Source organism: Rhizobium sp. SL42 (assembly GCF_021729845.1).
In the GTDB taxonomy this organism is placed as follows: Bacteria; Pseudomonadota; Alphaproteobacteria; order Rhizobiales; family Rhizobiaceae; genus Allorhizobium.
This window is the reverse complement of sequence record NZ_CP063397.1, coordinates 94,255-116,885: the sequence shown is the minus strand read 5'-3', so window position 1 is coordinate 116,885 and position 22,631 is coordinate 94,255. Positions and strand designations below refer to the sequence as shown.

Here is a 22,631-nt window from a genome sequence, read left to right as displayed (position 1 = left end):
ATCCATGGATCTTCATCACAAGTCATTCCATCCGTCACGTCCAAGCGAGGCGGGGATCCTGGAGTTCCTGGAAATCTGCGACGGATTCTATCCGCCGGATGCGGTCGAGGCTTCGATCGCCCAGCAGCGCGCCTGGTATGATGCTCTGTGTGCCCGTTTCGACCGGCCGCTGCCGAAAGGCATGGCGACGGAAGACGGCCGGATCGGGGCGGTTGCGATCCGGCGATACATGCCGGCTGCAATTCGCACAGCGACCGTGCTCTACTATATTCATGGCGGCGGTTTTGTTGTCGGCTCGCTGGAAAGCCACCATGCGATCTGCGCCGAGATTGCCGATCGTGCCGGCGCCGAACTCGTGTCCGTGGATTACCGCCTTGCACCGGAGCATGTCTGGCCGGCGCAGACGGATGACTGCTTTGCCGTGCTGACGCATCTGCTGGCCGACGGACACGAGGTCGTTCTGATCGGCGACAGTGCCGGCGGCAATCTTGCCGCAGGGCTGGCGATCCGGGCGCGGGATGCCGGACTGTCCGGGATCGTCGGTCAGGCGCTGATCTATCCGGCACTCGGCGGCGACCTGGTGTCAGGTTCCTATGCGGAAATGGCCGAGGCGCCGGGCCTGACGACCGCGGATGTGGCCTACTACCGAGCGGTGCTCCAGGCGCCGGCGGATGATGTGGTGGCCTATCCGCTTCTGTCGGCATCGCTTGCCGGTCTGCCGCCTGCCTATATCACGGTGGCACATTTCGATCCGCTGCGGGACGACGGCTGGCACTATGCAGAGAGATTGAGACAGGCCGGCGTGGAGGCAACATTCCGCGACGAACCGCAGATGGTACATGCCTGGCTGAGGGCCCGGCACATGAGCGAGGGCGCGCGCCGCGGGTTTGATGCGCTTTGCGAAGCGATTACCGGCATGGCGGATGTTTCCGGATGAGCCGGGGGATCAGCGATCTTTCCGCGCTTCTGGCAGGCCTGGAGCCGATGCTGGTTGATGGCGAATTCGTCTATGCGACCGTATCCCCGGACATGCTTGCCGATTGTCTTGCCATGCAGCCGATCGGCCTGTTTCACGAGGCGGAAGGGTTGACGCTGATCCTGCCGAGGGAAGCTGCCGATGCGGTGAACCTTGAGGCGAGCGCCCCGCTTCGCTGCATCACGATCACGGTGCACTCGTCGCTGGAGGCCGTCGGCATGACCGCTGCACTGGCAACGGCACTGACCAGGGAAGGCATCAGTGCCAATGTGGTCGCGGCCTACTACCACGACCATATCTTCGTGCCGGTTGCGGATGCACACCGGGCCATTGAAGCGATCCGGGCGCTGTCGGTCTCGGCTACATGAGATCGCGGCGGATCGCCTTTTGCGGGAAGGTCTTTTCGAAAACCTGGGTTTCTCCCTCGTAAGCGACAACCGACGCACTGATCAGCCATTCCGTCTCGGTGCAGGCTATGCGCGAGGTCGATACCGTGCGCACCGACCAGCCGGGTCGCTGCATGTCGCAGGTCCAGACGGATGTTCCTGTCATCGACAAAGGATCTCCTGGCGAGATCGACCAGGTCTCGTCGCGCAGCTGGCGGGTCGAAAGCCCGGTGTCCGGATGCTCGAACAGGCCGGTATCCTCGTAGATCATATAGTCCGTGCGGTTGGCGGACATGTCACGGACGACCTTTCGCTCGGTCTTGCCCGGTGCATGCTCGATATAGGTTGGCAGCGGATTGGGATTGTCCGGCTGTTTCATCTCGAACGTTTCATGGATCCCGAGTTTCGGCATTGCGAGGCCGAGCGAGGCGATGTCGAGGGTGAGGCCGGCATCGGTCGGAGACGGCAGCACCATCGGCCAGTAGGCCGTCGAGAGCGACAGGCGGATGCGATGGCCTGGCTTGAATCGGTAGCCGCAGGCGTCCAGCAGCAGGCGGATCTGCGTCCGCATGCCGGGCTGCATCGGCTGCGGATCGCCATTGCCGTCGCGGTGGGTGAGGTTGAGCACGCCGAAGGCGACGCGCGTCGCCGAGCCGTCGGGATGGATGTCGACGATGCGGGCAATCAGGTTGGCCACAGGCGCGTCGCTGCTGAGGGTTATGGTAAGCTCCGGGCGACCAAAGAAATCATGTGCGGCCGATAGTGGTCCGGTCTGGAAGGTCAGCGAACCGGCGTCGTCGACACGCTGGTCGCCAGCGAGTTCCGCGTCGGGCTTCAGGGTGAACCATTCGCCGGCGGCGGTGCCGGTATCGAGCGGCGATTTCAGATAGACGTCATGGACCGGTGCATGCGGGATCGGCAGGCCTTCGGTAAGTGTGCCGAAGGCTTCGACGTAGAAGCATTGCATTTCAGGCCGCTGCCAGGTGTCCTTGGAGATCCAGAAGCCGGGATCGACATCGCGGCGCGGCGCAGGCTTGGGTCCTTCGAGGATATAGGCACGGGCTTGCGGCAGGTTTTCCACGCCGTTTTCCTCGCCGCGCAGCCAGCGATTCCAGAAGGCTATGGCCTCGCCGTGGAAGTCGGCGCGGGGCTTGGGCCAGGCAAAATGCGGATATTTGTGGACCCACGGGCCGATCAGGGCCTTGGCACGGTCGCTCATGCCTTCGACGGCCAGAAGGGGCGTGTTTCGATAGCCGTCGGCCCAGCCGGCGATCACCAGCGAAGGCACCTCGACAGCGCAGAAATTCTCGCCGATCGAGCCGTGTTTCCAGAATCCGTCACGGCGTTGGTGGGTGAGCCATTCCTCCATGAAGAAGGGCTCATTTTCCAGCCGTTCCCTCCACATGTCGCGCCAGCGATCACCGACGATCTCGGGGTCGGGCGCGCGTGACTGATAGGCGAGCATGGTTCCGGCCCAGGAGAGCTGGGCCGACAGATGCGTGCCGTTCTTGTAGTGAATGTCGTCATTGTAGCGGTCGGTGGTCGAGGCGATCGAGATGACGGCCTTCAATGCCGGAGGCCCGAGGGCCGCGACCTGCAGGCAGTTGAAGCCACCCCAGGAGATGCCCATCATGCCAACCGAGCCGTTCGACCAGGGCTGGTCCGCGATCCAGGCGATCAGTTCGCAGGCATTGGCGAGTTCCAGCTCGGTATATTCGCCGTCGATCACGCCGTCGGATTCCCCGGAGCCGCGGATATCGACGCGGACACCCGCGATGCCGGCAGCGGCAAAAACCGGATAGGTGGATTCGTCGCGCGGGCTGGTTCCGTCACGCTTGCGATAGGGCAGGAATTCGAAGACGGCGGGGACGGGGTCGGCGTCCGCACCATCCGGCATCCAAATGCGGGCGGCAAGCCGGGTGCCGTCGGCAAGAGTGATCCATTGGTTTTCGATGACGGTGAAGGGGCGGGCGGTCATGGAGTTGGGGACGTCTTTCTGAACTGGAACAGTCTATCGAGGCGGCAATCCGCCTCATGCCTTGATCCTCTTCCCGCGGGCGGGAAGAGGCGATTTGGTGGAGACGGCGGCAATCTCAGTTGCCGGCACTTGCCATCCTGCGGGTCGCCAGCACCTTTTCCAGCCAGCCGATTTCCATCTCCGGGACGGATTTCAGCAGCAGGTCGGTGTAGTCGTCGAAGGGTGGTGTGAGCACTTTCGATTTCGGACCGAAACGGACCAGATTGCCGCGATGCATGACGGCGACGGAATCGGCGATGGCACGGACGATGCCGATGTCATGGGTGATGAAGACGTAGGAAAGCTGTTCTTCCTGCTGCAGCCGCAGCAGCAGCTTCAGGATGCCTTCGGCAACCAGCGGGTCGAGCGCCGATGTCGGTTCGTCGCAGAGGATGAGTTCCGGCTTGGCAGCGAGCGCCCTTGCGATTGCCACGCGTTGCTTCTGGCCACCGGACAGTTCCGCCGGATATCGATCGACGAAGCCGGAGCCCATTTCAATCTGGTCGAGCAGTTCCTTTACCCGGGCGGTCTTCGCAGCGCCTCGCAGGCCGTAGTAGAAGGTCAGAGGTCGGCCGATGATGTCGCGCACCGTCTGGCGCGGGTTCATTGCCGTATCCGCCATCTGGTAGATCAGTTGGATGCGGCGCAGGTCCTCACGCAAACGGCTCTTCAGGGCCGGGGTCATCTGCATTCCGTCGAAGGTGACGCTACCTTCGGTATGCGGCAGGAGACCGGTGATGACGCGGGCAAGTGTCGATTTTCCCGAACCGGATTCGCCGACGATCGCCAGGGTCTGGCCTTTCGGCAGGTGCAGAGAAACATCGTGTAGCACCTTGAAGCCGTTCGAATACTGGGCGCTGACATGCTCGACCTTGAGCAGGGTGTTCGTCTGGTCGGGGGCTTCGTCGCGTGCCGTCTGGCGGACATTGACCAGCGCGCGCGTGTAGTCTTCCTTCGGCTGCTCGATGATCTGCTGCACCGGCCCGTATTCGACGGTCTTGCCGTGGCGCAGGACCATGATGTCGTCGGATATCTGGGCAACGACGGCGAGGTCATGGGTGATGTAAAGAGCGGCGGTCTGGGTTTCCTCGATCGCATGCTTGATGGCGGCCAGCACGTCGATCTGAGTTGTGACGTCAAGCGCAGTTGTCGGTTCGTCGAAGACGATCAGTTCCGGGTTCGAGCAGAGCGCCATGGCGGTCATGGCGCGCTGCAACTGGCCGCCGGAGACCTGGTGCGGGAAACGGTCGCCGAAGGTCTCGGGACTGGGCAGGCCGAGCACCTGAAACAGGTAGAGGGCGCGCTTGCGGGCTTCCTCGCGGCTCATCAGGCCGTGCATGACCGTTGCCTCGATGACCTGGTTGCCGAGCTTGTGGGCGGGGTTGAATGCGGCAGCCGCAGACTGCGCGACATAACAGACGCGGGCGCCTCGGATCTTGCGGATGCCATTCTTTCCCAGAGGCAGGATGTCGATGCCATCGAGGATGACCTGACCGCCGGTGATTTCCGCACCGCCCCGGCCATAGGCGAGTGCCGAGAGACCGATGGTCGATTTGCCGGCGCCGGATTCGCCGATGAGGCCGAGCACCCTGCCCTTGGCCAGATCGAATGAAACGCCGTCGACCAACGTCACGCGTCTGGGTGGTGCGCCGGGGGGATAGCTGGTTGCCTCGATCTTGAGGTTCCTGACGGATAGAAGTTCACGCATCTCCACGTCCTCCTTTCAGGCTGGACGTGCGCTTGAGCAGCCAGTCGACGACCAGATTGACACAGACCGCCAGGGCGGCGATCGCCCCGCCGGGAACGAGGGCTGCGGAAATGCCGAAAATGATGCCGTCCTTGTTGTCCTTGACCATGCCACCCCAATCGGCGGCCGGCGGCTGGATGCCGAGGCCGAGGAAGGAGAGGGTGGAGAGGAACAGGATCGAGAATGCGAAACGCAGGCCGAACTCGGCGAGCAGCGGCGAGAGCGTATTGGGCAGGATTTCGCGGAAGATGATCCAGATCTTGCCTTCGCCACGCAGCTTGGCTGCCTCGACAAATTCCATAACAGCCACATCGAGCGCCACGGCACGGCCCAGGCGGTAGACACGGGTCGAGTCGATCACCGCCATGACGGTGATCAGGATGAAAATGTTCTGCGGCAGGACGGCTAGGATAACAAGCGCCAGGATCAGGGCCGGCACCGACATCATCAGGTCGTTGAGACGTGACAGGATCTGGTCGACCACGCCGCCGGTGACTGCGGCGGTGAAGCTGAGGATCATGCCGAGCGAGAAACACAGGATGCTGGCTGCCAGCGCCACACTGATCGTCGTGCGGGCGCCGAAGATCAGGCGCGAAAGGAGATCGCGTCCGAGATTGTCGGTGCCCAGAAGGAAGTCGCCACCCATGGGCAGCCAGATCTCGCCGACAATTTCGCGTTCGCCGTAGGGTGCGATGAGATCGGCGAAGATGGCGGCGAATACGGCGATGGCGATGCCGAGAATGCCGATCCAGGCGCTGAGGGGGATTGCGCGAAATCTCATCATCTTGGATGCCTCAGCCGGGGGTTGGCAAGAATGGCGAGGATATCGGCTGCCATGTTGAGCAGGATATAGAAGGCGGCGAAGATCAGGCCGCAGGCCTGCACCACCGGCATGTCGCGCACCGTCACGGCATCGACCATGTACTGGCCCATGCCGGGATAGACGAAGACCACCTCGACCACGACGACGCCGACCACCAGATAGGCAAGGTTGAGTGCAACGACGGTGATGACGGGGGCAATCGCGTTTGGTGCTGCATGGCGGGCGATGATGCGCAGGCTCGACAGGCCCTTCAACTCGGCGGTTTCGACATAGGCGGATGACATGACACTGAGAATGGCCGCGCGGGTCATGCGCATCATGTGGGCGAGCACGACCAGAACCAACGTGGTGACCGGGAGCGCGATCGCCTTCAGCCTCTCGACGAAGGTCATGCTGTCATAGACGGTGGACGGGAAGGTCGCGATGCCGAGATTGACGGCGAAGAACAGGATCAGCAGGTAGCCGATGAAGAATTCCGGCAGGGAGATCGCCGCCAGCGAGACGATGTTGATGATGCGATCGGGCAGGCGGTTGCGGTATTGCACGGCGAGCATGCCAAGGCCGATCGCCAGTGGAACGGAGACGATGGCGGCAAAGAAGGCGAGGAAGAGAGAATTGCCGAGCCGCTTGCCGATCTGTTCGCTGACCGAATTTCGGCTGGCCCAGGACGTGCCGAAATCGCCCTGCACAGCCCCGCTCAGCCAGGTGACGTAGCGCTCGGTCAGCGGCTTGTCGAGGCCGAGATCCTTGCGGATGTTGTCAACCGCCTGGGGCGTTGCCGACTGGCCGAGATATGTCGTGGCGAAATCGCCTGGAAGGGCTTCGACACCGCCGAATATCAATATGGAGACGGCAAACAGCAACGCCACGCTGAGGGCGAGGCGTTGTAAGATCAGCGATGCGAGCGGGCTGCGCAGGAGCCGGATACCGCCAGCGGTGGCGCCCTTTGCTCCGCTCCCCGTCAGAAGTGCCGGTCCACCCGCAATGATCGCGACCCGGGGCTCTTCAGCCCCGGGCGCATCATTCGGCGTGGCCGGACCGTTTGTCGGTCCAGCGCCCGTCATCAGGCGTCGAGCCAGACGCGGGTTGCGACATAGCCATTCGACATGTCGTTGCCGATGTCGTGCACATAACCCTTCACCTGCTTGGAGGCGGCGTTCACGAAGTCGTTGAACATCGGCAGGATCAGGCCGCCTTCGTCGCGGACCATCATCGCCATGTCGCGATACATTTCCTTGCGCTTGGCCTCGTCGAGTTCCGAGCGGGCTTCCAGCAGGATCTTGTCGAAGTCGGGACGCAGGAAACGGGTGTCGTTCCAGTCAGCGGTCGAAAGATAGGCCGTGGAATACATCTGGTCCTGGGTCGGGCGACCGCCCCAATAGGAGGTGGAATAAGGTTGCACGTTCCAGACGTTGGACCAGTAGCCATCGCCCGGCTCGCGCTTGACCTCGATCTCGATGCCGGCCTTCTTGGCGCTTTCCTGGTAAAGAACAGCTGCATCGACAGCGCCGGGGAAGGCGACGTCGGAGGTGCGCAGCAGGACGGGGCCGCTGTGGCCGGACTTCTTGTAGTGGAAGGCGGCCTTGTCCGGATCATAGGCGCGCTGCTCGATGCCTTCGGGGAAGAGCGCATAGGTCTCGTTGATCGGGAAGTCGTTGCCGACTTTACCATAGCCGCCGAGGATCTTCTCGACCATGGTTTCGCGGTCCATCGAGTATTTCAACGCCATGCGCAGGTCGTTGTTGTCGAACGGCGCGGTGTTGCAATGCATGATGAAGACGTAGTGGCCGCGGCCCGAAGTCGAGAGAATTTCAACGGTCGGGGCGCGCTTCAACAGTGATACGGTCTTCGGATCGACGCGGTTGATATAGTGAACTTGGCCGGAGGACAGCGCCGCGATACGGGCGGTGGCGTCGTTGATGCCGATGATCTCGATCGAATCGACGAAGCCGCGATCGGTGCGCCAGTCTTCCTTGTTGCGCTCGAACGTGGCGCGGACGCCGGGCTCGAAGCTGGTCATCTTGTACGGACCGGTGCCGTTTGCCGAGCTTGGGTCGTCGTAGCCGCCGTTCGGCTGGATGACGAGGTGGTAGTCGGTCAACAGCAGCGGCAGGTCGGCATTGCCTTCAGTCAGGGTCAGCACGAGATTGTCGCCGTCGGCCTTGATTTCCTTGATCGACTTCATGACACCAAGCGCGCCGGATTCCGACTTTTCGTCGGTGTGGCGCTGCAAGGTCTTCACGACGTCTTCGATCGTCAGATCCTTGCCGTCGTGGAACTTGACGCCCTTGCGGATCTTGAAGGTCCAGGTCGATGCGTCGGCCGAAGGCTCCCAGCTTTCGGCCAGCGCCGGCACCGGCTGGCCGGTCAGAGGCTCGGATTCGACCAGCATGTCGCCCCAGCAACGGCCGATGCAGAACATCACCTGCGAGAGAAACTTGGCCGGGTCGTTGCTGTCAGTGGCCGAGCCGCCTTCGAGGCCGAGCTTGAGATGGCCGCCGCGCTTCGGCTCCTGGGCCTGGGCGCTGTCTGCGAAGAGCTGGCTTGCGACGGTCAAGGATACGCCGGCGGCAAGCGCACGACCCATGAATTCGCGGCGGCTAATGCCGCCGGTGGTGGCGCCCTTGGCGAGATATTTCAGATAGTCAGTCATTCCCCTGTTCCTTCGTTATTGTGCGTTGACAGAACTTTTTCGATCTTCCGCAGGGCAGGTTTCCTCTTCCGTCCGTGCGTCGTCGTTTTCATGCGGGAAAATGGTGCGGTTGCAGCCGCCCTTTTCACTTTCCTTTCCAGATCGGGTCGCGTTTCTCGGCGAAGGCCCTTGCACCTTCCTTCTGATCCTCGCTGCCGTAAAGCACATCGACCGTTGCCAGCTGCCTCCTGGTGACTTTGTTCATCACAGCCTGGAACGGTTCGCCCTCTGCCTCGCGGACGATTTCCTTGATTGCGGCATAGACAAGCGGCGGGCCGCTTTCGAGCAGGCGCGCCAGTTGCCAGGCGCGGTCCATGAGCTGGTCTGCCGCAACGATCTCGTTAACAAAGCCCCAGCGGTGGGCCTCGGCGCAATCGAGCCAGCGGCCGGTCAAAAGCATGTCCATGGCGATGTGATAGGGTATGCGCTTCGGCAGCTTGATCGAAGCGGCGTCGGCCACAGTGCCCGAGCGGATTTCCGGAAGTGCGAAAGTCGCATGGGCGGCGGCAATGATCAGGTCTGCCGACAGCGCGATTTCCAGTCCGCCGCCGCAGCAGATACCGTTGACGGCGCAGATGACCGGCTTGTTCAGGTGCCGCAGTTCCTGCAATCCGCCAAAGCCGCCAACGCCATAGTCGCCATCGACCGCATCGCCGTCGGCAGCCGCCTTCAGATCCCAGCCGGCACAGAAGAACTTCTCGCCGGTGGCAGTCAGGATCGCCACGCGCAGATCCGGGTCGTCCCGGAAGCGCTGGAAGATCAGGCCCATCTCACGGCTGGTCGCAAGGTCAATGGCATTGGCCTTCGGACGGTCGATCACGACCTCGAAGATGCCACCGTCGCGCCGGGTGCGGATCGGACTGTTCAACCTATGCTACCTCCTTCGCCGAACGAGGGCATCTGCCGCAACGGCACCTTGCCCATTCTTGAGGATCATCAATGGATTAAGGTCGAGTTCTTCCAGGGTTGCAGCGTTCTTTACGACATAATCTGCTGTCGCAGCGACGGTTTTCACTGTGGCGCCGAGATCGCCACCGGTTGTGTTGCGATAGCCATCGATCAGTTTTTTGATCTTCAGGGACGATAACGCTTCCAGAATGGCGTCTTCTGTCGTCGGAAGTGTCACAATCGCTGAATCCTGAAGCAATTCAACCAAAATTCCGCCCGCGCCAAGGGTAAGGACCAATCCGGCCAGGGGGTCGCGAATGGCGCCGACGATAAGTTCTGCAACTGGCCGTTCGACCATTGTCTCGATGAGAAAACGTGCTGTGATGGGGGCCATGCTATTGGCTGCCTCTTCAACCTGCTTATGATCGCAAAGGTTGAGAAACACCGCGCCTGCCTCGCTCTTGTGATCGATGCCGAGACCCTTGACGGCAACCGGGAAGCCGAGTTGAGCGGCACAAGCTGCCGCCTGTCCGGGGGAGTCGGCCACCATGCCGCGGGGCACTGGAACACCATAGCTGGCAAGTTCGATCTTGGCCTCGAACTCGTTCAATGTCTCGAGTTCGCCAGCGATCGGGCGTATGTCGAGCAGGGGGGCTGCCATCGGCTTTTGCCAAGCAGCGCCGATGGCACTTGCCACCGAAGCCGCGGTGATGGTCTCGTCTATTCCGCAGAACGGAACGATGCCCGCGGCCGAAAGTCGAAGCGCGATAAGCTCCGGCATGTTTTCCGGCAGTGTCGCGACGATACCGGCCAGCGCGCCGGTGTCGCCTGCCGCAGCCGCCACGGCATCAATTGTGGTGATCCAGTCGGCACCATCGCAGCGATCATCGCGCGGCAGGTCGAGAATCAGCAGATTGAGGGCGAAATCGCCCGCGAACATGGCCGAGAAAGCCTGTCTCTGACGCTCGAAGTCACCCCAGACGAAGGTGTGGTAGTCGAGCGGATTGGAGAGCGTGACCATATCGCCAAGGCTGTGACGCAGGGCTTTGAGCTGTTCGGAGTTCAGCGGTGGAAAAACGATTGCGCTGTCGCAGGCCGCATCGGCGACCAGCGAGGCTTCCCCGCCGGAGCAACTCATCGATGACAGCCGGTTGCTTGAAAGAGGACCGGCAATATGCAGCAGCTTCAGCGTTTCGATCAGTTGCGGCAGGGTGGAGACGCGGCCGATGCCGAGGCGGGCGAATACGGCCGAAGCGACGGCATCGCCACCTGCCAGCGAGGCGGTGTGCGAGACAGTTGCCCGGCGAGCCTGCTCCGACTTGCCGACCTTGAGAACCACGACCGGCTTGTTCAGGGCACGGGCGCGGTTTGCCAGTGCCTGGAGGGAGGTGAGGCTGTCGAAGCCTTCGACATGCAGGCCGACTGCCGTGACGCGCGGGTCTTCGAGGGCGGCCAGCGCCATGTCGCAGAGCCCGGTCTGCGCCTGATTGCCGGCGGTCATCAGATAGGCGATCGGCAGGCCACGGCGCTGCATGGAGAGGTTTATCGCAATGTTGGAAGACTGGGTGAGGATCGCCACGCCCTTTTCGACGCGGACGATGCCGTGCTGGTCCGGCCAGAGCAAAGCGCCGTCGAGGCCGTTGATCAGGCCATAGCAGTTGGGGCCGATGATCGGCATGGATCCTGCCGCCTCGACGAGGGCCGCCTGAAGATCGATGGCATCGGCGAGTTCGCCGGCGGCCTCGCTGAAGCCGGAGGCGTAACAGACTGCGCCGCCCGCCCCGGCGGAGGCTAGGGTTCGCACGATCTCGACGGTCGATATACGATTGACGCCAACAAATGCGGCATCGGGGGCTGCGGGCAGGTCGGCGACGGAGCGAAAGCAACGGCGCCCCGCGATTTCGTCGAGCTTGGGATGGACCGGCCAGATTTCGCCGGCAAACCCCATCCTGTCGCATTGCTCGATGACACGGCGCGCTTCGCGGCCTCCGAAGACGGCGATCGTGCGCGGGCGGATGAGGCGATCGAGGGAACGGGTCATAGGAGTGTCGTCCAAGGTACCCCGCTCTGGCCTGCCGACCATCTCCCCCTCAAGGGAGGAGGTCGATGGGGGCGCGATCTTTTTGCCACGGACAGGTCCGTGTTTGCAGAAGGAGCCGCGAATTCGCCTCGGCCGACGCATATGTTCGCGTTGGGAAATTTGGATGACGAGAAACGTCGGACGGTGGCGACCAACCGATCTTCCTCCTTGAGGGGGAGAGGGTCGGCAGGGCAGAGGGGGGTAGGTTCCAGCAATCCCAATTTTTCCATCAGGCCCCCATTGGCCGCAGCAGGTCGCGGCTGATGATGTGTCGCTGGATTTCAGATGTTCCGTCCCAGATGCGCTCGACACGGGCGTCACGCCAGAAACGGCCGATCGGCAGGTCATCCATCAGGCCCATGCCGCCAAAGATCTGGATGGCCTCGTCGGTCACCCTCGCCAGCATTTCCGAGGCATAGAGCTTGGCGGAGGCAATTTCTCGGTTGGCGCTCAGGCCCTCCTTCAGGCGCCAGGCGGCAGAGAGCGTCAGGAGGTCTGCGGCGTCGATCTCGGTGATCATGTCGGCGAGCTTGAAGGAGACACCCTGGTTGGCGCCGATCGGCTTGCCGAATTGCTTGCGTTCGGCGGCATAGGGCAGCGCCATGTCGAAGACGCGGCGGGCGCGGCCGACACAGGTGGCGGCCACCGTCAGGCGCGTGCCGGACAGCCATTCGTTGGCGATGTCGAAGCCGCGGTCCAGCTCGCCCAGAACCTGGGTTGCCGGAAGGCGGCAATCTGTGAAGGTCAGGATGCTGTTGTGGTAACCGCGATGGGAGAGTGAACTGTAGCCGGTGCGGATCTCGAAGCCCGGCGTGTCGCGATCGACGAGAAAGGCGGTGATCTTTTTCTTCGGACCTTTCGGCGTCTCCTCCTCGCCGGTGGCGGCGAAGACGATGACAAAATCGGCAAGGTCGGCATGGGAGATGAAGTGTTTGGTGCCGTTGAGGATGAAATCGCTGCCGTCACGGCGGGCCGAACATTTCATGCCGCGGACGTCCGAGCCTGCATCGGGTTCGGTCATGGCGAGGGCGTCGACCTTCTCGCCACGAATGGCCGGCAGCAGGTATCGCTCGCGCTGTTCGCCTTCGCAGGCCATCAGGATGCCGGAAGGGCGGCCGAAAAAGACGGTCAGGGCCATGGAGCCCCGGCCGAGTTCTCGCTCGACCAGGGTGAACATGACGGGGTCCAGGCCCGCTCCACCGAGTTCTTCGGGGAAGTTGCAGGCATAGAAGCCGAGATCGAGGCATTTGCGCTTGATATCGGCACCCAGGTCAGACGGGACTTCGCCCGTTCGCTCGACGAGATCTTCATGCGGATAGATTTCGCGTTCGACGAAATCGCGCACGGTCTTGACGATCAATTCCTGTTCCTGGGTCAGGCCGAAGTTCATTTTCTCTGTCCCACATGACGGCCGGCTCCATCTGGGGCGGGCAGGTTGGCATGGGCTGCCGCGATCGGCAGCAGCCTGGCGAGGATTTCAGCCGGCGCCGGCACGGTCTTGCCTGCTGCCGAGTTCACATGCAGCAGCATCTGCTCTGCCGTGGCAATCGGCATCCCGCTTGCGGTATCATGGAGGGTGTGAAAGACGTGCAGCCGCTTGTCGTCGGTCGAAAGCACCTGGCAGGTTGCATGGATCGCCTGGCCAAGTTTCGCTTCGCCAAGATGGCGGATATGGGTCTCGACCGTGTAATAGCTGTGCCCTGCCTCGACATAAGCAAGATCGGCGCCGATCAGTCGCAGGAGGGCATCGGTGGTATCGCCGAAGACCTGCAGATAGCGGTGCTCGGTCATGTGGCCGTTATAGTCGACCCAGGCAGGGTTCACCTTGGTTTCGACGAGGCGGAGCGGTTTTGCGAAATCCGGTTCGGTCTTGGAGCCGCCTTTCGCCCAGAGGCCCTGTTCGAATTCCTTGAGCAGCTTGCCGGCACCCCAGCCCTCGCCTCCGTTGCCGCCTTTCAGCGATTGCAGGATGCCGACCAGGTTTTCGTCACGGATGCGCTCCAGTTCGCGGATGGACAGGCCGTCCGCCTGTTGGTCCGATTGCTGGCCGATCTTTTCGACCAGGGTATCGTCGAGATCGACAACGTCGGTCAACTTGGTCCAGGGCCATTGCAGGCAAGGGCCGAACTGGGCGAGGAAATGGCGCATGCCGGCTTCGCCGCCGGCGATACGATAGGTCTGGAACAAACCCATCTGGGCCCAGCGCAGGCCGAAGGAATAACGGATGACATCGTCCAGCGTCTCGACGGTGCAGATGTCGTCCTTGATCAGCCAGAGTGCCTCGCGCCAGAGTGCCTCGAGAAGACGATCGCCGACAAAAGCTTCTATCTCGCGGGCGATATGCACACCCTTCATGCCGATGGGCGCAAGGCGGTCCATGGCAGCCCTGATCGTCTCGGCCGAGGTCTTTTCGCCGCCGACGATTTCGACCAGCGGCAACAGATAGACCGGATTGTAGGGATGAGCGACGAACAGGCGTTCGGGATGCTGCATGTCGCGCTGCAGGTCGGTTGGCAGCAGGCCGGAGGTGGAGGAGCCGATCAGGGCGTCGGGCCTGGCGGCAGCATCGATACTGGTCAGGACCCCCCGTTTCAGGTCAAGGCGCTCGGGCACGCTTTCCTGGATCCAGTCGGCGTCGGCGACGGCCTCTTGCAGGGAGGCGCAGAAGGTGAGCGTACCGCGTGGCGGCAGCGGCGCGCCGGTCAGCATGGCATAGGCGCGTTCGGCATTGGCGAGTACCTCGGCGACGATGCGCTTGGCTTCCGGATGCGGATCGAAGACCGCGACATCGATGCCGGCCAGCAGGAAGCGGGCGATCCAGCCGCCGCCGATGACGCCACCGCCTATGCAGGCTGCCTTGTTGATCTTGGTCATTATCGTGATCCCCGCTTGCATTTGTGAGGGTTCCTTCTCCCCGGAGGAGGGGTGAAGGTTAGTCGCGGTTATCGCTTTGTCAGCTTCAGCTTGTCGCGGACCTCGGCCGGCCCGATGATGCGGGCGCCCATGCCTTCGATGACAGTTACCGCTTTTTCGACGAGTTGCGCATTGGTCGCGAGCTGGCCCTTGCCGGCATATAGATTGTCCTCCAGCCCAACCCGGACATTGCCGCCGGCGAGCACGGCCGCTGCCGGATAGGCGAGTGCGTTGCGGCCGATCGAAAATGCGGAGAAGGTCCAGCTGGCCGGTACGTTGTTGACCATGGCCATGAAGGTGTTGAGGTCGTCAGGCGCGCCCCACGGGATGCCCATGCAGAGCTGGATGAGGACAGGGTCCTCGATCAGGCCTTCCTCGACAAGCTGCTTGGCGAACCAGAGATGGCCGGTGTCGAAGGCCTCGATCTCGGGGCGGACGCCAAGGGCGGTCATCTGGCGGGCCATTTCGCGCAGCATCGACGGTGTGTTGGTCATGACGTAGTCGCCGAGCGAAAAATTCATTGTGCCGCAATCGAGCGTGCAGATTTCCGGCAGGCATTCGGCGACGTGGGAAACGCGCTCCGTGGCACCGGCCATATCCGTGGCCTTCTCGTTGAGCGGGAACGGAGCCTCGACATTGCCGAAGACGAGGTCGCCGCCCATGCCGGCGGTAAGGTTGAGCACGACATCGACATCGGCGGCGCGAATGCGGTCGGTCACTTCCTTGTAGAGATCGTTGCGGCGGCTGGCAGCGCCGGTTTCGGGATCACGGACATGGCAATGCACGACCGCAGCGCCGGCCTTGGCGGCATCGATCGCGCTGTCGGCGATCTGCTTCGGGGTGATCGGAACGTGGCTGGATCTTGAGACCGTGTCGCCGGCGCCGGTCACGGCGCAGGTGATGAAAACATCGCGGTTCATCGCAAGAGGCATTGTTGTTCTCCCTCGTAGTTGAGGGCATTACGCAACAAGATTTCGATAGATGCTTTGCATTCTCAGAGGTATTTGATACATTCTCGGAGGATTGGAGGTCGTCTTGCTTCACCCTACTATCGACCGTCTCGACATCGATCTTCTGGTCCTTCCCGATACAAACCTGATCCTGATCGCCTCGGTGATAGAACCCTTGCGTGGCGCCAACCGCATTTCTGGCAGCGAACTCTATCGCTGGCGGGTGCTCACGCCCGATGGAGAGGCGGCAATGACGACGAGCCATGTACCGATGCCGGCCGATGGGGTTTTCCAGCAAGGCACCGAGACCGCGCCGCTTTTCGTGCTGGCAAGCTACAACTGGCGCAACGCCGCGACGGCTTCCCTGAAGCGGACACTGTCGCAAAGCGCACGTCACAGGTCGATCATCGCGGGCATCGAATCCGGCACATGGCTGATGGCCGAGGCGAGCCTGCTCGACAATTGCTCGGCAACCGCCCACTGGGAGGATTTCGAGGATTTTTCGCTGGCCTATCCGCAGGTTCGCGCCGTCAAGGACCGATTCGTCATCGATGGAAAGCGGATCACGACCGGTGGTTCGCTGCCGACCATGGACCTGATGCTGGACATCATCCGCCGGCGGCAGGGCTACACGCTTGCGCTCGAGGTCAGCCGGCTTTTCAGCTATGAACAGGGTGGTTTCCACAGCGAGACGCAGCATACACCCTCGACCATGGGTCTGAAGATGCGCGACCCGCGGGTGGCGCATGCCGTGCGGCTGATGGAAGAACATGTCGAACAGCCTCTGACCCTTGTCCGGCTGGCGCGTCGGGTCGGCATCAGTGCGCGCCATCTCCAGGTCCTGTTCCAGGATGATCTGGGCGCTGCGCCACATGTGCATTATCTGGCGCTCCGGCTGAACGCGGCACGCAGGAAAGTCATCGAGACCAAGGCGTCTTTTGCCGAGATCGCCGCCGAGACGGGCTTCAATTCGGCTTCGGCCTTTTCCCGCAGCTACCGTGCGAATTTCTCCGAAAGCCCTTCGGAAACGCGCCGCCGCTTGCGCCGGCGTTCATAGGAGGCGGGTCATCGGTGCCTGCCTTGTTGATCATTTTCCGGATTTTTCCAGGCGCAAGCTGCATGTGGTGAAGCCGATTGGGGATGAAGCCACGCGTTCGGGCTTCGGCCTGACCCACGTTTACTCGCTCGTTTCACCGGAACTCCCAAGGCGAGTTATGCATTCTGCATATACGGCGAAAGTTAGAATACCAATTTGGTAGTGATTGTTGACTCGGGGCCAAAATGTGACGAAACTGTGACTGTGAGTTCATGATGAACGCGATGGATGGAGGGATCGGCAATGCCCCATAGTGTGGAAACGCTTTCCTTCGATCTTTTCGGTCTCGCACGGCGGCTGGTTCCCTCGAGTAACAGGGTAGAGCGGGGTCGGGAGCCGAAACGACCGTCTGTTGCGACGCATGATGATGACACCGATGACGCCGATTGCAGGCGCCATGAGATCTTTTTCTGGGGCATGTTCCCAATCCTCTAGACCGGAGTCGATGATGGCGTTTGCAACCTGCCAGAATGAGCATCAGAAAACAGTGCGCCGGAGTGCAAAAATCTGGTCCGACAAATGCGCCCTGCTGGTGGCGTTTCTCTCGATCGGATTTATCGCCGGCCTGCTCTTCGTCTTGTAAATTACAAGCAAGACTGATTAGTTGTTCAAAGGCCTCCGGAGGGGGCCTTTTTCACGATTGGGTCCGATGCCGAACGTTCCGCCGCGCGGCGCTTTGAACGCGCGGGCAAAGGAGACGCAGACTGTGACGCTGGCCTAGGTAGCATCGGCCAATCACCAAGCGTCTTGCCTGTTTGCAGCATTCAACCCTGACTATACCGATCAACAGATATTTCACTGGAGCTGGACATGACACTTCGTATCAACCAAGCTGCGCCTGATTTTACTGCCGACACCACTCAGGGAGCCATCAGCTTCCATGACTGGATTGGCGACAGCTGGGCGGTTCTTTTCTCGCATCCGAAGAATTTCACCCCGGTTTGCACGACCGAACTTGGCGCGATGGCCGGACTTGATGGCGAATTCCGCAAGCGCAATGTCAAAGTCATCGGCATTTCCGTCGATCCGGTCGACAGCCACGTCAAGTGGAAGCAGGACATCAAGACCGCGACCGGTTTCGAGGTCGCCTATCCGCTGATCGGCGACAAGGATCTCAAGGTCGCAAAGCTCTACGACATGCTGCCGGATGATGCCGGCGACAGTTCGGAGGGCCGCACGCCTGCCGACAACGCGACCGTGCGTTCGGTCTATGTCATCGGCCCGGACAAGAAGATCAAGCTGATCCTTACCTATCCGATGACCACGGGCCGCAACTTCGACGAGATCCTGCGCACGATCGATTCGATCCAGCTGACCGCCAAGCACCAGGTGGCGACGCCGGCGAACTGGAAGCAGGGCGACGACGTCATCATTACGGCAGCTGTTTCCAACGAAGATGCGATCACCCGCTTCGGTTCGTTCGACACGGTTCTGCCCTATCTGCGCAAGACCAAGCAGCCGCAAGGCTGATCGACTTTTACAAGACGGAAGATAGTTGTGAAATCGCCCGGTCTCCGGGCGATTTTGCGTTTCAGCGGTCGCGGCAACATCGCTACAGTCCGGCAGATCAACAGGATGGATGACGTGAGCAATCTCGATCGCAAACGGGCCCAGCGACTACTTGAGGCCGAAGCCGCCGATGCGCTGGCCCTTTTTCAACCCGAGGCGTTCCGCTACGCGACAGGCGCCGCTGCCGGCGTGGCGACGATGTGGGGACGGGCCGGCTCGGCGATCGCGCTGGTGCCCGCGGATCCAGGTTTGCCGATTGCAGCGGTCGTCAGCGATCATGCCGCGGGCGCCGTGCGCCGAAGCATGCCGCAGGCGGATATCCGCAGCCATCGGATCTGGATCGACGGAGTTCATGTTGAGAGTGAATGCGATCTCGCCGGTATCAACGCCGCCTATCGGCGGGCTGGCAATGTCGGCCCAAGGCCGGAAACCTTCGACCGGGATGCCTGTTTCCATCTGCTCGGTGATCTGATTTCGGAACGGGGCCTTGCCGGCGCGCGGATCGCCGTCGATCTGGAATTCATGCCGGCGGCAGATTTCCTGGCGTTGAAGGCCATCTTGCCGGATGTGCACTGGATCGATGGCTCTCCACTCCTGAGACGGCTTCGCTCGGTCAAGACGCCTGCCGAAATCACCTGGCTGAGGCAGGCTTCACGAGCGGCTGAAGCCGGACTTTCCCGGATGCAGGATGCGATCGCGCCGGGCGTGCCGCTTTCGGCTCTGTCCGCAGCATGGCTCGAGGGTGCCCGTTCCGAGGCCGCCATCCATGGCTACGGGCTGAGCGGCCATTGGGATTATATCTCGGTCGGTGCCGACCTCTCGGACAGCCGTGCGGTCGTGGCACCCGGTGCGCTGATCAAGGCGGATGTCGGGACACTGGTGGACGGTTATTCGTCCGATGGCGCCCGTACCTTCTGCTGCGGCGAGCCTACCAGGCTCGCGGCCGAGATCTTCAAGGCGCTTGAGCAGGCTTTTGCCGCCGGGCTTGAAGAGGTTCGTCCCGGCAACTCGTTCGGTGCCGTGCACAAGGCGATGCTTGGCTCCATGCGCCGGGATGGCTTCGAGGAATATTATCGCGGCCATTTCGGTCATTCTGTCGGTGGCAGCGTCGGCATCGAGGAATGGCCGTTCTTCTCCCATGACAATGGCGAAGCCATCCAGCCGAACATGGTTGTTGCGCTGGAGGCTCCATTCTATGCGCAGGGGTTCGGTGCGCTGATGATCGAGGACCAGTTCCTTGTCACGGAGACCGGAGCCGAATGCATGAACAGCCTCAGCCGGGCGCTGATCTCTGTCTGATCAGTGTCCGCCGAGGATCTTCACCGGCCTGTCCCACTGGATCAGGACGACGCAGCCGGTGTCGCTCCAGACCGAATGCTCGCTGCCTTGCTGGTTCACGACATAAGAGCCCGGACCATAGTCGCCGGCCTCATCGGACTGGGTGCCCTGCAGGACGAGGATCGTCTCCAGCCCTTCGTGACGATGGCGCGGCACCGATGCGCCGGCTTCGTATTTCAACAGCGCCACGCCCGGCTGGTCGTCCTTGAACGGCGTGATCCAGTGAATCGTGACGCCATCGCGAAACAGGCTGAATTCCAGGCTTTTCCAGCCGCCACTGGTCAGGGATTCGCGGGTCGTTTCAGGCATGCTTCAGTCCTTCCAGCAAGTCGTCGAGATGGGTCGTCCAGCCGACAATGCCGCCCTGGGCGCGGATCATGTCGAGCGCTGCCTGCTTGAAATGCGGGAAATAGCTCGCCGTCGCCTCTTCGACGATGAGGCATTCATAGCCGCGGTCATTGGCTTCGCGCATCGTGGTCTGGACGCAGACTTCCGTGGTCACGCCGGCAAAGACCAGCTGCAAGATGCCGCGGGCCTTGAGTTCCTCGCCGAGCGGCGTGGCATAGAAGGCGCCCTTGCCGGGCTTTTCGATCACCAGTTCGCCTTCGATGGGCGCAAGCTCCGGCAGGATCGCGGTTCCGGGCTCGCCGGCAATCAGGATGCGGCCCATGGGTCCGAGATCGCCGATCCGAAGGCTCGGATTGCCGCGATCGCGCTTGGCCGGGGGGAGGTCGGAAAGGTCCGGGCGATGACATTCCTGGGTATGGATCACCGGCAGGCCGGCCTGTCGAAAGCCGTCGATCAACCGGCGCACGTCGGGGACAATAACCGAGACATGGCTCACGTCATTACCGAGCGTTTCGCCGAAGCCACCGGGCTCGGCGAAATCGCGCTGCATGTCGATGACGATCAGGGCAACCTGATCCCGCTTGAGCGGAAAGGCAAAGGGCATAGCCTTGATGTCCGTCATCAGTGATGCCCCGCCATGTGGGATCCGATCACGGAAATATCGGCGTCACGCGCCGGAGTTTCGTACACCAGCTTGCCATCCGACATGACGATGATGCGGTCGGACATTTCCATCAGCTCGTCGAGATCTTCTGATATCAGCAGCACCGCGGTACCGCCGTTACGGGCCTTCATGATGCGCGAGCGGATCTCGGCGACGGCGGAGAAATCGAGACCGAAACAGGGGTTTGAGACAACGAGGAGATCAACGTCGCCTGTCAGTTCGCGCGCGAGCACTGCACGCTGGACATTGCCGCCCGACAGTGAGGCAATCGGGGAGGCGGCGGAGGCGGTCTTGACCTTGAAATCGCCGATCAGCTGGCCGGCGCGCCGGCGCATGGTGCGACCGTCGAGCCAGCGGGTCTCCCTTCCATCCGTCTTCAGGTCGAAGGTGCGGAAGGCGAGGTTTTCCGACACGCTCATCTTCGGGGCGCAGGCGTTCTGCAACGGTTCCTCGGGGATGAAGCGGACATTGTTGGTGCGGGTTTCGGCCCGGGTCGCGCCATAGGGCTTGCCCTTGACCGCTACATTGCCGGTATCGGTCGGACGCTGGCCGGCAAGGATTTCGGACAGTTCCTTCTGGCCGTTGCCGGAAATGCCTGCGATGCCGACTATCTCGCCGGAATGGACGATCAGCTTGTCGATCTCGATGGTTTTCAGCCCGCTACGGTCAGGCGCCCTGACACTGTCAAGCGCCAGCACCTGTGTGGCTTTGCCATTGACCGGCAGGCGCGTATCAAGCTCGGCCAGCTTGACGTCGCCGATCATCATCGCGGCCATGTCGCGCGTCGACAGCTCGCCGGTCTTGCCTCCACCTGTAAGTTTTCCCTTACGCAGTACCGAGACGGCATCGGCGAATTTTGTCACCTCGTGGAATTTGTGGCTGATCATCAGCACGGTCAGTTCGCCGCGCTCGGTCAGGCCGCGGACAAGGCCCAGCATGTCGTCGGCTTCGGCCGGCGTCAGCACGGAGGTCGGTTCGTCGAGCACCAGAAAGCGCCGGCCCAGATAAAGCTGCTTGATGATCTCGAGCTTTTGTTTTTCGCCGGCAGCAAGCTCGCTCACCGGACGATGCAATGGTATGTCGAAGGGCATGGTTTCCATGAAGGCAGCAAGCGCCTTCCTTTCCCTTGCCCAGTTGATGACCGCCGGCACTTCGCTGCGGCTGATCACCAGATTTTCTGCGCCGGTGAGCGAGGGGACCAGAGTGAAGTGCTGGTAGACCATGCCCAGGCCAAGGGCTGCCGCATCACGGGGCGAGGCGACGGAGACCTCACGGTCGTCAACCATCAACTGACCGGATGTCTGCCGGTAGAAGCCCATGATGCATTTCACCAGCGTCGACTTGCCGGCGCCGTTTTCACCGAGCAGGGCATGGAAGGAGCCCGCCTCGACCCGGATGGAGACGTGGTCGAGGGCGGTGAAGGCGCCGAAGCGCATGGTCATGTCAACGGTCTCTATGCCGACGGCGGGGATGGTCTTGGCCGGGGGAAGTTCGCCGATGATCATGGCAGCTGGCTCACGAGCTTGGCGGAACTGGAGACGGAGCCGAATACGCCGCCCTGCATCTTGACCATGTTGATGGCGGCGAGGTGATTGCCGTAGTCGGTTGCGCCGCAGCAGTCTTCCAGCAAGAGGCATTCGAAGCCGCGATCATTGGCCTCGCGCATGGTGGTGGAGACGCAGACATCGGTTGTGATGCCGGTGAGGATAATGTTCTCGATGCGCTTCTGGTTGAGGATCAATTCCAGATCGGTGGCGCAGAAGGACCCCTTGCCCGGCTTGTCGATGATGGTCTCTCCCTCGATCGGATAGAGTTCCTCGATAATGTCCCAGCCGGGTTCGCCGCGCACGAGGATACGGCCGCAGGGGCCGGCATCGCCGATGCCGGCGCCGATGCGCTGCGAGCGCCAGCGCTTGTTGGCCGGCAGGTCGGCCAGATCGGGACGATGGCCTTCGCGGGTGTGGATGATGTGATAGCCCTTGGCGCGCATGGCGGCCAGAACCGCCTTGATCGGCTCGATCGGTGCCTGGACCAGCGACAGGTCGTAGCCCATGTGGTCGACATAGCCACCCTTGCCGCAGAAATCGGTCTGCATGTCGATGATGATCAGGGCGGTGTTGTCCGGGCGCAGCTTGCCGTTATAGGGCCAGTTATAGGGGTCGCCGTCGATATAGTGGGTCTCGGTCTCGATCATCGCATCCATC

General features: G+C 62.0%; 20 protein-coding genes. 6 read left to right on the top strand and 14 right to left on the bottom strand.

What is annotated here, in order from left to right; translation table 11 throughout:
• The first annotated feature begins 4 nt into the window (after nucleotides 1-4).
• Together IM739_RS00500 and IM739_RS00495 are read left to right on the top strand one after the other, a co-directional pair.
• Nucleotides 5-937: an alpha/beta hydrolase gene (locus IM739_RS00500; protein WP_237369340.1), complete on the top strand. Its 933-nt coding sequence runs from the start codon at nucleotides 5-7 to the stop codon at nucleotides 935-937.
• Entirely contained in the window at nucleotides 934-1,344 is a 411-nt protein-coding gene (locus tag IM739_RS00495) for an ACT domain-containing protein (protein WP_237369339.1), read from the top strand. Before IM739_RS00500 ends, IM739_RS00495 begins: the two co-directional genes overlap by 4 nt.
• Here the strand turns inward: IM739_RS00495 and IM739_RS00490 are convergent.
• The 10 genes from IM739_RS00490 to IM739_RS00445 all read right to left on the bottom strand — a co-directional run bounded on the left by IM739_RS00490 (nucleotide 1,337) and on the right by IM739_RS00445 (nucleotide 15,454).
• Nucleotides 1,337-3,340, bottom strand: a complete 2,004-nt coding sequence (locus IM739_RS00490; RefSeq protein ID WP_237369338.1) for a CocE/NonD family hydrolase — start codon at nucleotides 3,338-3,340, stop codon at nucleotides 1,337-1,339. The two genes, IM739_RS00495 and IM739_RS00490, sit on opposite strands and share 8 nt — an antisense overlap.
• Nucleotides 3,341-3,455: 115 nt before the next feature.
• Nucleotides 3,456-5,087, bottom strand: a complete 1,632-nt coding sequence (locus IM739_RS00485) for an ABC transporter ATP-binding protein (protein ID WP_237369337.1) — start codon at nucleotides 5,085-5,087, stop codon at nucleotides 3,456-3,458.
• Nucleotides 5,080-5,907, bottom strand: coding sequence for an ABC transporter permease (locus IM739_RS00480; RefSeq protein ID WP_237370925.1), 828 nt, complete (start codon nucleotides 5,905-5,907; stop codon nucleotides 5,080-5,082). Before IM739_RS00480 ends, IM739_RS00485 begins: the two co-directional genes overlap by 8 nt.
• Entirely contained in the window at nucleotides 5,907-7,013 is a 1,107-nt protein-coding gene (locus IM739_RS00475; protein ID WP_442981074.1) for an ABC transporter permease, read from the bottom strand. Before IM739_RS00475 ends, IM739_RS00480 begins: the two co-directional genes overlap by 1 nt.
• The gene (locus IM739_RS00470) at nucleotides 7,013-8,602 is read right to left on the bottom strand and encodes an ABC transporter substrate-binding protein (protein ID WP_237369336.1); all 1,590 of its coding nucleotides are present in this window, start codon (nucleotides 8,600-8,602) and stop codon (nucleotides 7,013-7,015) included. The genes IM739_RS00475 and IM739_RS00470 overlap by 1 nt, the downstream gene beginning before the upstream one ends.
• A gap of 124 nt (nucleotides 8,603-8,726) precedes the next feature.
• Nucleotides 8,727-9,509 (bottom strand): carnitinyl-CoA dehydratase, encoded by a 783-nt coding sequence (locus tag IM739_RS00465; RefSeq protein WP_237369335.1) that lies wholly within the window; start codon nucleotides 9,507-9,509, stop codon nucleotides 8,727-8,729.
• Nucleotides 9,510-9,515: 6 nt separating this feature from the next.
• Nucleotides 9,516-11,570, bottom strand: a complete 2,055-nt coding sequence (locus IM739_RS00460) for an acetate--CoA ligase family protein (protein WP_237369334.1) — start codon at nucleotides 11,568-11,570, stop codon at nucleotides 9,516-9,518.
• Nucleotides 11,571-11,838: 268 nt separating this feature from the next.
• A complete protein-coding gene (locus tag IM739_RS00455) occupies nucleotides 11,839-12,999 on the bottom strand; it encodes an acyl-CoA dehydrogenase family protein (RefSeq protein ID WP_237369333.1) in 1,161 nt (386 codons plus the stop codon).
• Complete coding sequence (locus IM739_RS00450; RefSeq protein WP_237369332.1) at nucleotides 12,996-14,483, bottom strand: carnitine 3-dehydrogenase; 1,488 nt, start codon at nucleotides 14,481-14,483, stop codon at nucleotides 12,996-12,998. The genes IM739_RS00455 and IM739_RS00450 overlap by 4 nt, the downstream gene beginning before the upstream one ends.
• Before the next feature lie 68 nt (nucleotides 14,484-14,551).
• On the bottom strand, nucleotides 14,552-15,454 hold the full coding sequence (locus IM739_RS00445; RefSeq protein ID WP_237369331.1) for a 3-keto-5-aminohexanoate cleavage protein: 903 nt from the start codon (nucleotides 15,452-15,454) through the stop codon (nucleotides 14,552-14,554).
• A gap of 103 nt (nucleotides 15,455-15,557) precedes the next feature.
• Between IM739_RS00445 and IM739_RS00440 the strand changes: the two genes are divergently transcribed.
• The 4 genes from IM739_RS00440 (at nucleotide 15,558) to IM739_RS00425 (ending at nucleotide 19,376) form a co-directional block, all read left to right on the top strand.
• Nucleotides 15,558-16,529: a GlxA family transcriptional regulator gene (locus tag IM739_RS00440; RefSeq protein WP_237369330.1), complete on the top strand. Its 972-nt coding sequence runs from the start codon at nucleotides 15,558-15,560 to the stop codon at nucleotides 16,527-16,529.
• Nucleotides 16,530-16,944: 415 nt separating this feature from the next.
• Nucleotides 16,945-17,151, top strand: coding sequence for a hypothetical protein (locus tag IM739_RS00435; RefSeq protein ID WP_237369329.1), 207 nt, complete (start codon nucleotides 16,945-16,947; stop codon nucleotides 17,149-17,151).
• Between the two features lie 227 nt (nucleotides 17,152-17,378).
• Nucleotides 17,379-18,038, top strand: coding sequence for a peroxiredoxin (locus tag IM739_RS00430; RefSeq protein ID WP_237369328.1), 660 nt, complete (start codon nucleotides 17,379-17,381; stop codon nucleotides 18,036-18,038).
• A 114-nt stretch (nucleotides 18,039-18,152) separates the two neighbouring features.
• The gene (locus IM739_RS00425; protein ID WP_237369327.1) at nucleotides 18,153-19,376 is read left to right on the top strand and encodes a M24 family metallopeptidase; all 1,224 of its coding nucleotides are present in this window, start codon (nucleotides 18,153-18,155) and stop codon (nucleotides 19,374-19,376) included.
• Here IM739_RS00425 and IM739_RS00420 read toward each other — a convergent pair whose 3' ends face one another.
• The 4 genes from IM739_RS00420 to biuH are packed head-to-tail and all read right to left on the bottom strand — an operon-like array spanning nucleotide 19,377 to nucleotide 22,630.
• Nucleotides 19,377-19,724, bottom strand: a complete 348-nt coding sequence (locus IM739_RS00420) for a cupin domain-containing protein (RefSeq protein WP_237369326.1) — start codon at nucleotides 19,722-19,724, stop codon at nucleotides 19,377-19,379.
• Nucleotides 19,717-20,385 carry a cysteine hydrolase family protein gene (locus IM739_RS00415; protein WP_237369325.1) on the bottom strand — a complete coding sequence of 223 codons (669 nt, stop codon included), beginning with the start codon at nucleotides 20,383-20,385 and terminating at the stop codon, nucleotides 19,717-19,719. Before IM739_RS00415 ends, IM739_RS00420 begins: the two co-directional genes overlap by 8 nt.
• On the bottom strand, nucleotides 20,385-21,932 hold the full coding sequence (locus tag IM739_RS00410) for an ABC transporter ATP-binding protein (protein WP_237369324.1): 1,548 nt from the start codon (nucleotides 21,930-21,932) through the stop codon (nucleotides 20,385-20,387). The genes IM739_RS00415 and IM739_RS00410 overlap by 1 nt, the downstream gene beginning before the upstream one ends.
• Nucleotides 21,929-22,630: a biuret amidohydrolase gene (gene biuH / locus IM739_RS00405; protein WP_237369323.1), complete on the bottom strand. Its 702-nt coding sequence runs from the start codon at nucleotides 22,628-22,630 to the stop codon at nucleotides 21,929-21,931. Before biuH ends, IM739_RS00410 begins: the two co-directional genes overlap by 4 nt.
• Nucleotide 22,631: the final 1 nt, after the last annotated feature.